We start from the raw sequence: 12,575 nt of genomic DNA, 5'->3' as shown, positions 1-12,575 counted from the left end.
CTGTTACAACGAAAATTCAAATCGAAATCCTAGTAGCTATGCTGCTAGGATTTTCGTTTTAGGCTTTGTTAGATTTTGAACCATGAGAATACGAGATTTAAAGTGATAGAAACTACGATATCCAAAGGCAATACGCTTAATGACCTTAATTTTATTATTAATTCCTTCGATGGGACCATTTGTGTAATGAGTTGAGAGTGTATTTTTAATATAGGATTGATAAGTTTTAAAGGTTTGGAAAGCCGTTTGAAACTCAGGAGAAACAAGCGGATGTTCCGTTTCGAGTAAATGATTAAATCGTTTTAAGTTTTTTGTCTGAAGAGCGAAAAGTAACTCTTGATATAAATCATAGGTTGCTTTTAATTCAGGAGATAAATCAAGTAGAAAGTTTAAGATATCAATTTCACGCATGGGTTGTTTAAAGCAGTAAACTGATCGATAAGTGGTGGTATTAAGTAAAGCGTGAGATTTTAAAAATAAGCGCCAATAACGTTTGAATTTACGACCATGCTTTTTGAACTTTTTCATGAATCGGATTCGAGTTTTGTTCAGTGCACGAGAGAGATGTTGAACGAGATGAAATTTATCAATGATAATTTGGGCATGAGGAAAAAGATCCTTAATGAGGCTGATGTAAGGAGCGTACATATCAATCACAATATTTTTTACTCGATGACGTGCTTCCTTTGTGTATCGTTTAAAATAAGCTTGAAGGGAGTTTAAACGACGATCTTCAACGATATCGATGATTTGTTTTGAGTCAGCATCGCAAAAAATAAAAGACATATGCCCCTCAGCAGACTTAACGGATTTAAATTCATCAAAACAGAGATTTTCAGGTAAATAATTAAGGTTTAAGGTTTGAGATTCATAAAAGCTATGGATGATTCGATTGACGGTTGAATGAGAGACCTGATGGCGACGTGCGATATCACATTCAGAAATTTTATTTTGGGCCTCTAAAGCAATGGCGTGTTTCGTATGATAAGAAATGTAACAGTTCTTTTCAACAATTGAAGTACTTAGTGTAAAAGTAGACTGGCAATGCCCACAATAATAACGCTGTTTTTTTAGGTCTAAGTAGGTATCGTGAAGAGAGACTTTTGGAATGACAATTCGAGAGGTTTTAAATCCATGCTTCTTAAATTTTGAATCAAATAGGGTTCCGCATTTTTGACAATGAGTCGGTTGATACGTAAGAATACCTTTAAAGATAAAGCTAGTAATTCCGTTCAACTTCACTTCCTCAAGATAATCTTCTGAAAATGTAATATTTTTATCTTTAATATTTAAAAGTTTTCTAGTAAAATATGAGTGAGACATTAAATCTTATCCTTTCAATATTGTTTTAGTCGATAACATTGTAACAGGATTGAGACTTGAAGTCTCTTTTTTTTTATCCTATGAAAAAAGTGCTGCTTAATCAGCAACACTAAATATTATAGAACCTTAATAACGCGTAAACAAAAGGAGGTCTTTCCACTGGAAGACCTCCTTTTGTTTAGGTGCTATATTCTTCTTTAAAAAAATTTCGCCAACCTTTTAGTCTAATGAATACGTGTGATCGATACTCGTCCAAATATTTGAATCCGAACCTTTTTTCATCTTAACTGTCCCAAACATGCGCGCCTTTGTCCCTACACCTTGATCATTTTTATCTGAAATATACGAAGTGTATTCACATTCTAAAATTGATCCTGAAACTGCAATCCATTTTGTAGATTTAATTTTATTGATTTGACGATGATTACTATCCTGATAGCACTCTAAAACCATTTGTAATTTAGCTTCTGCCCCATTTGAAGAAGTAATCTTTGAAACAGTTTTCGTATATGCTCCACGGGCATTCGGGTTTGTCCCCTCTTCCTCAAACCCAAATAAATAAGTTTGACTCTCTTTATCAAAAACAGATACCACTGTTTTTTCACCTAAGACTTCCCTTGTCACATAAACTGAATCACTAGGAACACCTAACGTTGTATACACTTCATCAATTCTAATTTTTCCATCGATAACCTCAACGAATTCGACCTTTTGCGTCATCTCCTGATTGTCTTCTTCCTCATGACGGAAATCAACATGGATTGAAAGAATCAAAACTCCAGTTAAAAAGACTATGACTGCTCCAATCATAAATACTATTTTCTTCATCTTACTCACTCCCTATTATTAAAACTCGCTACTTTATTCCCTATTCCGAAGATAATCCTCCTTTCTACCTATTGGTTGAAGTTAATTCCACCTATTATAATTCCTAACAAGTGAACATCCATCCAATAAATAGAAGTATATCGTAGTTGTTGACAACTTCATACCCTTTGATGCTAACTAGACAATAACTATTGCAGTTTGGACAAATTTGTCTTATTTTTTCAATAGATAAATAAAAAAAGCAAGCTCCTCATTAAACAAGGAGCTTGCTTTTTTATGTTTGATTATCTTTGTTTTTTCAAACGAATCCCATAGTATATCCCGGTTCCTAAAAGACCAAATATAGCACCTATTAAAAAGTGATTAAAAATAAAGCTCATGATCATCAGCATCATGCCTACAATTAAAATAAGATTTTCAAGAAAATCGTTTTGAACAAGCTCTTCTTCCTGCTCAAAAAACCCCAACCGATTTAGTGTATCCAAGTGAATGCGATCACGCAGTAATTCGTCCAAACTCACGTTAAACCAATCCGAAATTGCCATTAAGTTATGCATATCTGGCAACTCTTTTCCTGCTTCCCAATCGACCACTAATTTCTTCGGTACCCCAATTTCTTCTGCTAACATTTCCTGGGAAATCCCTTTTGTTTGCCGTAGTAGTTGTAGTTTTTCGTTAAATTCCATCTTATATTTCCCCCTTTGTACTTCTATCTTATTCACGAAGTGAAATAGATATACATTTCTCCTTTAGGATTGGAACCTATTTCTACCTTTTTTACTATGATATAGAAGGAAAGAATCAAAGGAGGAGTCATGCTATGACTTATCAAGAAGAATTAAATCATTTTTATGATGCAATTAATGTTGATTACGCCACTTATGTAGCCGGTACTCTCTCTCAATCAGGATCAAACGAAACGCTCGGATTTCGTACGGCTGGATCACCGTCAGAAAAGTCATCTGGCCAATTTTTATATCATCAGTTTCAAAAAATCGGTTTATCCGATGTTCGCAAAGAAGAAATCACCATCGATTCCTGGGAATTCAAGACAAGCACCCTTCACTACCTTGATCGCAAAAAAAGACTCCATCAACTCACCCTTTGCGCCTACGCAACGCACTGTATTGAAGAAAACCTAACCCTCGATCTCGTTTACGTTGGAAAAGGGACTAAAAATGAATATAAAAACATAGACGTCAAGAACAAGCTAGTTCTCGTTGACTTAGACACCTATATCGGATGCCAGATTGGGATTTGTGCCCTACAAGCAAGACAAAAAGGTGCTTATGGAATCATCGCCGCTCCAATGCGGGACGATCAGCAGCTTCCTGCTGATGCACTCACTTACGAAAATTTCAATGCACCCGTTGATATTCCAGCCTTTGCCGTTAGTTTGCAAGATGCTTGTATGTTGAAAAAACAATTATCCAGCTCTAAAAATCAAACCCTACCTGTTGTTCTTAATTGCTATAGCCATATTTTAAAAGACCAGCCATCTTACAATATCATCGGTGAAATTCCAGGGAAAAATCAACATGAGCGCATCCTTATTATGTCCCACTATGACGGACTCTTTTATAATTTCCACAGCGGAGCCTGTGGGTGCGGCTTATTACTAGGATTAGCCCGAGCACTTATCAAGAGTCATTACGTTCCCGATAAAACCTTGGTCTTTATCGCCCATGGTGCTAAAGAATGGGGACTAAGTGAGTCTTCTTTTAATTGGTCCATTGGCGGTTATCAACAAATTACTAAAAATCATCCTGAGTGGGCAAAAGAGGCGATGGTGGCAATTAATCTTGAAGGGTTTGTTGCTTATGATGACTTTCAATCCCATCATATTAAAACGACAGAAGGGTATCAGGATTTTATTCGATCCATTTCCAAACTCGTACCTGGATGTCCCTATCCAGATGGCTGTGTCATCGATGCACCAACTACTATTGTAAGTGACGATTTTTCGTATTCACAAAGTGGAATTCCAACCATCATTAGCTACCGCCCCACTCACGAACAGGATTTCATCCTTCGTCAAACATCCTATGATGAAATCACTCATCATTTTAGTTATCCCGCATTTGAGTATTGCCACAAACTTTATGGAACATTCATCATCTTATTTGATCAGATGAAAATTATGCCGCTTAAATTTGAGAAGTTCTTCGAAGCATTTGAAGAGAGTCTTGATTTTCAATCGTATCATTCCCATAAAGAACTCTATTTTCTTCTTCAAACGGCAAAACATTTAGCACGTCATCTTTATACATTCACTCAATTTGCCCCCCTTTCACCTCGGAAGAGTCACCTCATGAATATTCAACTTCACGAGCTGTATTTAAAAATTCAACAGTCGTTCGTTCGATTAACTTGGGATGGAACAACTATTTTTCCGCATGAAGCTTATCAAAAAAATATGGTTCACTTGAAAGAGGCGCTCCGGTTGTTAAAACAAGAAAAATTAAAATCCGCTGTTGAACAACTTTGCCGTGTTGACCTCAATCTCTATGCTTTCTACTATGACCAAGACACTTATGAGTATTTTCTCAAACAATCTACTAGCCAAGACGACAAACATATGACATGGGGAAAAAACCTAATCGTCAGCCAGATTAACTTATATGAACTTATCGATTCCCTCCTCCATAAACACGCCAACGACGATCTTTGTCATGAAATTAGCCAATTAAAATCTCTCCTCGCCTATGAAAAAATCCAAGAAGATCAAGTAATGGTGGAAGAAATAAGAAACCTCAAACAAATCATCCGAAAAATGCGTCGTCTTTTAACTCTATAACTAAAAACCCCCTTTGTCACTCAAGGATGAGGACAGTAGGGGGTTTTTAGTTACGCTTGATGTTTACCTTTCATATTTAAGACTAATAACTTGAATGAAAGGTAGCATAGTATTCCTGATGCAACCACATACGCCAAACGCAAAATGAACACAACATATGGACCAAACGGCCATAGAATATCCATCAGCTCTTTTGAAGAAATTATTAATCCTAAACACCCAATCATCGCACCTATTAGTGATAAACTTCCCTGCTTCATCTCACCACTCCTGATCTATTTCTCCTACCATTATAGCATATCCTCCTCTTGTCATTAACTTCCGTCTTTCTTCTTTTCCCTAATTAGTCGTATAATAAACCTATGAGATGAGGGGGTGATGCTCGTGACTGTTTTAAAGACTTTCATTTTTAAATCAGTTTGCTCCACGCAAGGAACGTCAAAGTCAGCTATGCTTTGTTTGGAGCCTCGTTCACTTAATAGCTGAGAAAAAATCATAACTAGGTTCTTTTAAACAAAGCAATATGGCGTTCTTTGCTCTTACGACTGTATAAATTTAGCCGTAAAGGAGCAAAATGATGAAGTACACGAACGCAAAATCTATCTTACCTGAAGAACTTTTAACTTTAATTCAAGATTATATCGATGGCGAATATCTTTATATCCCACGAAAACAAGAAAATCAAAAATCATGGGGTGAAAAAAATGGAGCTAAAAAAGGCCTACTCGAACGAAATCGGGACATTTACGAACATTATCTCGCGGGAATCCCAATTTCTGAATTGGCCCACCTCCACTTTCTATCAGAAAAAAGTATTCGGCGCATTATTGCCCAACAAAAAAAGGGCCCATCGTTGATACAGAATCAAAGATGAGCTAGCGCCTCTCTCACCCTCCTGTTATACTAATTATAAAAGAGCTGATGATCATCGCATCAGCTTTTTATCTAGGAAAAGGAGTGATTTCTTCATGGAAGCCTTCTTAAAAAAAGAAGAGTATAACTACATAAAAAAACGATTAAAAGACTTAAATAATGCCTTGCGAACGTGTAACGATTATCGGACACGAGATGCAAGTCGTGATTACATTCAAGATAAAATTCTTTCGCACCTCAGTCATCTCCTTCCTGAACAAAAAAAATTACTCGATATCACGGCTCTCAAAGATTCCCACGACATCGATGTCTTTTTAAACCAATTACAACCTTACATTTTTACAAACCCACCGATTACAGCGAGTGAGATTTCTAAACTCTTTAAGAAAGAAAAAAAATTGAAACTCCCTTCGAGTGAAGTATTGGAACGTCCGTGTGTTTATCTCGGTTGGTTTGATTTAGCGACGAAAAAACTCTTTATCGTCCACCGCTATCATCAACAATTACTAGGGATGGCTTGCCGACTCACGGAAGCCAAAAATAAACAGACAAACGTGTGCGCCCTCTGTCATCATATGGGGCCTAAAAGTGAAGTTGCTTTTGTCTCCCCTCTTTGTAAGGGAAATAAAAATTATCGTTCCATCGGTTTTTTCGCTTGTTTAGATAGTGCAGCCTGCAATGAGCGTATCACATCTACTGAAAAATTAGAGGGGCTTCTTAAAGAGGTTAATAATATTAAATAAAAAAGTCTAGAGTTTCTAGACTTTTTTTCATTATTCTCTTGCTTTTAACTCAAACACGGTCACCTGCGGCACATTAAATAGACGAAACGGTACCTTCGTATTTCCGATTCCTGTATTCACATAAAGCGAAATTTGATTTCCAACTTCATAAAAGCCACGAACATACTGTTGGCCGAGTGCCGTTGTCATCAAAGGACCCACAAATGGAAGATAAACCTGTCCCCCATGACTATGCCCAGCTAACGCTAGATCAATGGGATAACCAACAAACTCGTTGACTAGGTCTGGCTCATGTAACATGAGGAGATTTAAATTCGTTTCCTCCATCCCCTGCACCGTTTGATTGAGATTATAATACCCTATCAAAGCATCATCGGCGCCATATAAATTTAAGGTCGTTCCCTTAATTGTTAGCGCCTCATGCTCATTCAGTAAAACTTTAAATCCCGCTGCTTCCATTAACTCTTCATAAAATTTTTCGGCTCCGCCACCATAATCGCGATTTCCAAAGACAGCATACTTCCCATCTGTCGCTTCTATGGTAGACAGGATTCTTTGAACTTCCTCTAAACTTCCCTCATACTTAGCTGCGTTATCCATCAAGTCCCCTGTAAATAACACTAAGTCGGCGGACTGCTCATTAATCTTGTTCACAACCTTCTTAAGATCCTCCGTTGAAAAAAATTCACCGATATGTGTATCCGAAAACTGAACAACTTTAATCGTTTCACCCTTCACCTTTTCACTCACGATTTCGTGGGAAACAACATGTAACAACTTTGGCTCAATAAATGTTGCGTAAAGACCGACTCCTATTCCAATCGCTATCAACCAACCTAAACACTTCAGTAATACCTTCATCGCCTCATCCTCTATACTCTCACGTTATCTTTACAAGATTATATTGTACTCTCATTAAAAATAAATCACAAACTCTTTTTTTAGAATTTATTCCGATAATATGTCGAAGGCGATTTTTTTCAAAATTTTTTCTATCCTTATTATATAAGGAATTTTTTTCAAGGAAACAACTGCCTAATTAATCTGCTTGAAGGATACCCTCCAGTCTTTTAATCAACTCCGGGTACTCTTTTCGCGAACGAATCCCCTCAAATGTAGGATCCGTTACGATTAACTGGAGCAACAGTCCCGGAAACCTTTCTGACTGAAGACTTTCATTCAACTCTAGTTCACCGAATAAAGGCGTCGGCATTTTCATAGTTGTGTGTTCAAGTTGATCGATTATTTTTGTTAATTGACTCATGACCTCTTCTTCACGATGTTGACGACTAAAAAAAAATAATTTTTTCTAATGTATAACTAACCCTAAATAATGCTTCCAACTCAAAAAGTTCGATTAACGCCCCCTCTATCTGCAACAACCGCTCCGTCATCAAAGACTGATTTTGCTTCACACAAAATTGACGATAATGTCCTAAGGTGATGCGAATAGATGACAGATGGTTAAACAATCTTCGTTGAATTCGTTGTTTAACCTCCTTATTTTCTTTGCGCTGAAGATAAATAGCAATTAATAAATCATCCGGATGAAAGGTCAAGCGTGGCATTTGAAGTAAAATCTTTTCTGCCTTTTCATCCTCTTGATTTTGAATATAGATTCCCGCTAATAAATAGTTTGCTTGATTCATTAAAGAGGCATCTGTTCCACTTGCGACCTCTTCAAGTAATGAAATGACCTGTTTTGACAAGTCGTCTAAAATATCCTTTGGCGCAAACCCTTTTTCCATTAAGTAAAACGAGGCAATAGCCAATTTCAACTCATTACTTTTTGTATACTGTCTCAAATAGCCCGTACATTTTTCAATCATTTCACCAAATAAACGTTTGTTCGCTAGTTCTTTACATTCTACGACCCACTGATTAATTTGCTGAGGCGTCAATTTTTGTTCATACGCCATCAGTTCATCGATGCTACATTCAAAAAACTGAGCAATCTTTGGCAATAACGTAATATCCGGATATGTTGTCCCCGTTTCCCATTTAGAAACAGCGGGAACCGATACGCCAATTGCCTGTGCTAACTGTTCCTGCGTCAAGTGATGTTCCTTTCTCAAACGATAAATAACCTCACCAATTTTTAAGTTCATCCTTCCATCCCTTCCTACAAACAATCTATACTCCTATTATAAACGTTCCTCAAACTGACCCACCATAACCCAACTGTTAAACATTTGCTGACTTTTTTAACCATGAGTTAATCTTTGATCTTGATTTGAATCTTTAATAAATAATTTTCGTATCCTTTCACTGATACCTCATCGAGTATAAACTCTTCATACGCATAGCCCTCAAATTCAAGGTGATTAGCTTTTGCGAATGCCTTTATGCGATCATATGTTTGATAGGATAGTTCGTAATCCCCCTGGTGATACGCCATTAAATACGTCCCTCTTGGTTTTAAAAATAATGGTGCTCTTTCCTTCCTCTTATCAGATTTTGAATATAAATAACTATAATGACCATACTCTGAAGAATTCAAATGCTCTTCGTCAATCATACAACCGATGGCTGATAAATAATTCAATCCCCTTTCCTGCATAAATTCAGCCAGGTGATTAAAAAAACCATGATGGCTCGTATAATCTAAAGGTGGACTCAACGTTAAATACTCTTCTTCTAGGTGTAAACACTCAATGGCATCCTTATTTATTGTGATGGCCTGCTCTGTTATTTCTATTTTTTCTTTCATAAAGTGCTTTATTTTTTTCAAATATTCAATTTCTCGATCAATATCCTCTATCTTTTGTAAAAAGAGTTGTGATAAATTTTCTGGACTCCGACTATCTAAATAAGCTTTAATCTCTTTCAGAGACATTCCTAACTCTTTTAATGCCGTAATCACTCCGAAAACTTCAAACTGTTGATAACTGTAATAACGGTACCCGTTCTCCTGCTTGATTATCGGTTGAAAGATGCCGATGTCATCATAATGAAAAAGCGTTTGTTTTTTGATGCCCCACAGTTTAGCGAATTCACCAGTTGTAATATATTGTTTCATTTACTGTCCTCCTCTTGACTATACGGTTACCGTATACTATATGATAGTACCGAAAGGTGGGATTTATTAAGATGTCTTTAACAAATAAGCAGTTAACACTCAAATCATTTTTGGTTTTTACATTCCCAACGATGATTATGATGATTTTTTTATCACTTTATACGATTATCGACGGGGTCTTTGTCTCACGAGTTGTCGGACAAAATGCCCTATCCGCGATTAATATCTTTTTACCCTTATGGGTTGCCCTCAACGGGATTGCTGTCATGTTCGCCACGGGGGGAAGTGCCATTGTGGCGAAAAACTTTGGGGAAGGGAAACCTGAACAAGCTAAGCAACATTTTTCATTAATCGTAGCTGTTACCCTTGCAATTGGTCTCTTTTTAATGCTTCTTCAGTTACTCTTTCTCCCAAAACTTTTACGATTATTAGGAGCTACTGACAATATTTACGAACATGCCTATGCTTATGGAACGATTTTAACTATTTTTATGCCGACTACTATGTTGAAATCACTCTTTGATTACTTCATGGTTACTGCTAATCAACCGAAACGTGGTCTCTTTTATACGGTAATCGGTGGTGTGACAAACATTATTTTAGACTACCTTTTTATCGTTGTCTTTAAGATAGGAATTGCAGGGGCCGCCCTAGCTACCGCCATTGGTCTATTAGTTCCTGCAATCTTAGGTTTCATTTATTTTATGAATCAAACAAACTACCTCCACTTCACTAAACCGAAGTTAGAGTGGTCGATTATCTTAAAAAGTATGGGAAATGGTTCTTCTGAAATGGTCACGAATCTTTCAAGTTCTGTCACAACCTTACTTTTCAATTTAGCCATGCTTCATTATCTTGGCGAGAAAGGGGTAGCTGCGATTACCATTGTTTTATACGCTCAATTTTTCTTAATGTCCGCTTACCTTGGATTTTCATCTGGTGCTGCCCCACTCATTAGTTTCAACTACGGTGAAAATAACCATGAAAATCTAAGAAAACTGATTCGTTATAGTTACCGAATTCTAATGGTTGCCTCCGTAGCAACGTTTGCCCTTGCCCTCATTCTTGCTTCGCCACTGATTAAACTATTTACGGGCGGAAAGAATGAACTTTATCACTTAACCTTGATCGGATTCAATTTATTTGCGATTAGTTTTCTACCCGTTGGTTTAAATATCTTTACCTCTGCCATGTTTACTGCCTTTTCAAATGGGAAAATCTCAGCCTTTATTTCTATTTTAAGAACCTTAATTCTTGTCTTAGTTGGAATCATCCTGCTTCCAACCCTCCTAGGGGTTTACGGTGTATGGCTCACCATTCCATTTTCAGAGGCTGTGACCCTTATTTTTTCACTTTTATTAATGAAGCGCTATGGGAACTATTATCACTATGCTTAAAAGAAAGGTCATCTCCAACCGGAGATGACCCTTTTTTTATCATTATTCAAAATCTAAATACTCCACGTACACATACCCAGTTTGTCCTTCAAAAGAGATTTGTACCCATTCATCATTATAATATCGATTTAAGACGGTTACTTCATCTCCCGCATCAAGATTTCCGATAATGTCGGTCCCTGTTGCCGCTTCACTACGGACGTTAACGCCGTCAATATTACAATAAGCAACGGAATGATCTGTTTCTTTATCTTCAGTTGGCGTAGCAGGCGTTTCACCTTCAGAATTTGCTGCCGAATTTTGATCCGATGATTCTTGGTTTACCTGATTTTTATCTTGGCCCTCATCATAAACAATAAATTCATTCTCAGCCTCTGGTTGCTCATACGTTGCCGCCATTACCCCGGTATACATAATAAGTCCAGCCCCTAGTGCCGTTAATAACCCAATAAATGAGACCCCAATTCGTTGCGTCCATGAAATGACTTGTTCATTCGATTTTGATTTTTTCTTTGGTTGCATGATAACCCTCCTCATTAACACTTGTAAAAATATCACTAAATCGATCGAGAATTATATTATTATAACTAATCATATCATATTTTTGTAGAATAATGATGTAATTTCAGCTGACATTATCAGCCATTAAAAAATCTCTTCACCGCTTAACGCAAGGAGAAGAGATTTTTTTCTTGATTAATAAGCCGAAAAATACTCCGTCGCCGGACGATTACCTACGCCATCTGCCGTTAAAATATGTTCGAAACGGCCATTTGGTGCCTCAACAACGATTTTTAAATTAGGAATTCCACCCGAAATATAACATTTTAAAGACACCACATCATGCTCATCTGCTATATATTTTTCAAAGACGATGCCATCTTCTACTAAATCACCCTCTTCAAATTTCAGTTGATAAATCTTAACTCGTGAACCTACCTCGTTTGGAACAATAATCACATGTTCTTCGACAAGATTTTCGCGATATTCAGCTACATTTAACTGTTGAAGTGCTGATAACTGTGCCGAAGAAGGTCGATGAATAATCGCACCTAGGTGATTGGCGTTCATTTGTAGTCCTAATAAGTGAGCAGCTGATGGGTCGCTCACAGTAGGCGTCTCTTCTACTGTCGCTTCAGGTTCTTTTACCTCATTTATCTGTGGGGGTGTCTGCTCTTCAACCGTTGGTTGTGGGATTACTTGTTCCGTTGACGGTTCAACAACCCCCGATTCCATGGACTGATTTTCCTCATTAACATTAGCCTCATCTTCCTCTGGCTTAACGTCTAACGTCGCGCGTTGAAGAACTTTAAACTCTTTGGCCTCTAGTAACACCGGTTCTACGGACTGATCCTTTTCCTTGGCTTGCGCAGACTCTATTTTTACCGTCAATAACGACGCACAAAGTGCGACAGCTGTTACACCTGCTAGTGATAATCCAATTTGAAGCCCCCTTGATTTAACAACTTGATACATCTTTCTTCCCATCTTCACATTCCTCCCATATCGTTCATTTAAAATCATCTCGTGCCCCATGATTTAACTTTCGATTAATTATAACAAATTTCTTTAACTTTTTTAACTGACATTATCCC

The 12,575-nt window shown here is 37.2% G+C and carries 14 protein-coding genes; 4 read left to right on the top strand and 10 right to left on the bottom strand.

Annotation, left to right across the window (positions count from 1 at the left end; genetic code table 11):
• Positions 1–36 precede the first annotated feature (36 nt).
• From VXM77_RS00270 to VXM77_RS00260, 3 genes are all read right to left on the bottom strand, one after another.
• A complete protein-coding gene (locus VXM77_RS00270) occupies positions 37–1,323 on the bottom strand; it encodes an ISL3 family transposase (RefSeq protein ID WP_289461271.1) in 1,287 nt (428 codons plus the stop codon).
• 219 nt (positions 1,324–1,542) lie between these two features.
• A complete protein-coding gene (locus tag VXM77_RS00265) occupies positions 1,543–2,151 on the bottom strand; it encodes a hypothetical protein (protein WP_161831508.1) in 609 nt (202 codons plus the stop codon).
• Between the two features lie 284 nt (positions 2,152–2,435).
• On the bottom strand, positions 2,436–2,837 hold the full coding sequence (locus VXM77_RS00260; protein ID WP_161831506.1) for a helix-turn-helix transcriptional regulator: 402 nt from the start codon (positions 2,835–2,837) through the stop codon (positions 2,436–2,438).
• A 134-nt stretch (positions 2,838–2,971) separates the two neighbouring features.
• Here VXM77_RS00260 and VXM77_RS00255 point away from each other — a divergent pair, with 134 nt between their 5' ends.
• Complete coding sequence (locus VXM77_RS00255) at positions 2,972–4,948, top strand: M28 family peptidase (RefSeq protein ID WP_161831504.1); 1,977 nt, start codon at positions 2,972–2,974, stop codon at positions 4,946–4,948.
• A gap of 50 nt (positions 4,949–4,998) precedes the next feature.
• Here VXM77_RS00255 and VXM77_RS00250 read toward each other — a convergent pair whose 3' ends face one another.
• Positions 4,999–5,208 (bottom strand): hypothetical protein, encoded by a 210-nt coding sequence (locus tag VXM77_RS00250; protein ID WP_161831502.1) that lies wholly within the window; start codon positions 5,206–5,208, stop codon positions 4,999–5,001.
• Between the two features lie 317 nt (positions 5,209–5,525).
• Between VXM77_RS00250 and VXM77_RS00245 the strand changes: the two genes are divergently transcribed.
• Entirely contained in the window at positions 5,526–5,822 is a 297-nt protein-coding gene (locus VXM77_RS00245) for a CD3324 family protein (protein WP_338506540.1), read from the top strand.
• Between the two features lie 94 nt (positions 5,823–5,916).
• Entirely contained in the window at positions 5,917–6,564 is a 648-nt protein-coding gene (locus VXM77_RS00240) for an FBP domain-containing protein (RefSeq protein WP_262950769.1), read from the top strand.
• 30 nt (positions 6,565–6,594) lie between these two features.
• Here VXM77_RS00240 and VXM77_RS00235 read toward each other — a convergent pair whose 3' ends face one another.
• From VXM77_RS00235 to VXM77_RS00220, 4 genes are all read right to left on the bottom strand, one after another.
• The gene (locus tag VXM77_RS00235; protein ID WP_161831496.1) at positions 6,595–7,425 is read right to left on the bottom strand and encodes a metallophosphoesterase; all 831 of its coding nucleotides are present in this window, start codon (positions 7,423–7,425) and stop codon (positions 6,595–6,597) included.
• A 178-nt stretch (positions 7,426–7,603) separates the two neighbouring features.
• Entirely contained in the window at positions 7,604–7,828 is a 225-nt protein-coding gene (locus VXM77_RS00230; RefSeq protein ID WP_338506536.1) for a hypothetical protein, read from the bottom strand.
• A gap of 25 nt (positions 7,829–7,853) precedes the next feature.
• Entirely contained in the window at positions 7,854–8,672 is an 819-nt protein-coding gene (locus VXM77_RS00225; RefSeq protein ID WP_338506534.1) for a helix-turn-helix transcriptional regulator, read from the bottom strand.
• Positions 8,673–8,779: 107 nt separating this feature from the next.
• Positions 8,780–9,583, bottom strand: a complete 804-nt coding sequence (locus VXM77_RS00220) for a MerR family transcriptional regulator (RefSeq protein ID WP_161831492.1) — start codon at positions 9,581–9,583, stop codon at positions 8,780–8,782.
• A 71-nt stretch (positions 9,584–9,654) separates the two neighbouring features.
• Between VXM77_RS00220 and VXM77_RS00215 the strand changes: the two genes are divergently transcribed.
• Complete coding sequence (locus tag VXM77_RS00215) at positions 9,655–10,980, top strand: MATE family efflux transporter (protein WP_237658894.1); 1,326 nt, start codon at positions 9,655–9,657, stop codon at positions 10,978–10,980.
• A 42-nt stretch (positions 10,981–11,022) separates the two neighbouring features.
• Here VXM77_RS00215 and VXM77_RS00210 read toward each other — a convergent pair whose 3' ends face one another.
• Positions 11,023–11,502, bottom strand: coding sequence for an SH3 domain-containing protein (locus tag VXM77_RS00210; RefSeq protein WP_161831490.1), 480 nt, complete (start codon positions 11,500–11,502; stop codon positions 11,023–11,025).
• Positions 11,503–11,676: 174 nt separating this feature from the next.
• On the bottom strand, positions 11,677–12,468 hold the full coding sequence (locus VXM77_RS00205; protein WP_338506532.1) for a hypothetical protein: 792 nt from the start codon (positions 12,466–12,468) through the stop codon (positions 11,677–11,679).
• Positions 12,469–12,575 lie beyond the last annotated feature (107 nt).

The sequence above is a fragment of the Turicibacter sp. KK003 genome (assembly GCF_037014675.1).
Classification (GTDB): Bacteria; Bacillota_I; Bacilli_A; order MOL361; family Turicibacteraceae; genus Turicibacter; species Turicibacter faecis.
Note: the sequence above shows the minus strand (reverse complement) of the source record. Positions and strands in the feature narration are given on the sequence as shown.

Coding starts and splice junctions, on each gene's coding strand:
- VXM77_RS00270 (WP_289461271.1), bottom strand. CDS start 1,323: ATGTCTCACTCATATTTTACTAGAAAACTTTTAAATATTAAAGATAAA.
- VXM77_RS00265 (WP_161831508.1), bottom strand. CDS start 2,151: ATGAAGAAAATAGTATTTATGATTGGAGCAGTCATAGTCTTTTTAACT.
- VXM77_RS00260 (WP_161831506.1), bottom strand. CDS start 2,837: ATGGAATTTAACGAAAAACTACAACTACTACGGCAAACAAAAGGGATT.
- VXM77_RS00255 (WP_161831504.1), top strand. CDS start 2,972: ATGACTTATCAAGAAGAATTAAATCATTTTTATGATGCAATTAATGTT.
- VXM77_RS00250 (WP_161831502.1), bottom strand. CDS start 5,208: ATGAAGCAGGGAAGTTTATCACTAATAGGTGCGATGATTGGGTGTTTA.
- VXM77_RS00245 (WP_338506540.1), top strand. CDS start 5,526: ATGAAGTACACGAACGCAAAATCTATCTTACCTGAAGAACTTTTAACT.
- VXM77_RS00240 (WP_262950769.1), top strand. CDS start 5,917: ATGGAAGCCTTCTTAAAAAAAGAAGAGTATAACTACATAAAAAAACGA.
- VXM77_RS00235 (WP_161831496.1), bottom strand. CDS start 7,425: ATGAAGGTATTACTGAAGTGTTTAGGTTGGTTGATAGCGATTGGAATA.
- VXM77_RS00230 (WP_338506536.1), bottom strand. CDS start 7,828: ATGAGTCAATTAACAAAAATAATCGATCAACTTGAACACACAACTATG.
- VXM77_RS00225 (WP_338506534.1), bottom strand. CDS start 8,672: ATGAACTTAAAAATTGGTGAGGTTATTTATCGTTTGAGAAAGGAACAT.
- VXM77_RS00220 (WP_161831492.1), bottom strand. CDS start 9,583: ATGAAACAATATATTACAACTGGTGAATTCGCTAAACTGTGGGGCATC.
- VXM77_RS00215 (WP_237658894.1), top strand. CDS start 9,655: ATGTCTTTAACAAATAAGCAGTTAACACTCAAATCATTTTTGGTTTTT.
- VXM77_RS00210 (WP_161831490.1), bottom strand. CDS start 11,502: ATGCAACCAAAGAAAAAATCAAAATCGAATGAACAAGTCATTTCATGG.
- VXM77_RS00205 (WP_338506532.1), bottom strand. CDS start 12,468: ATGGGAAGAAAGATGTATCAAGTTGTTAAATCAAGGGGGCTTCAAATT.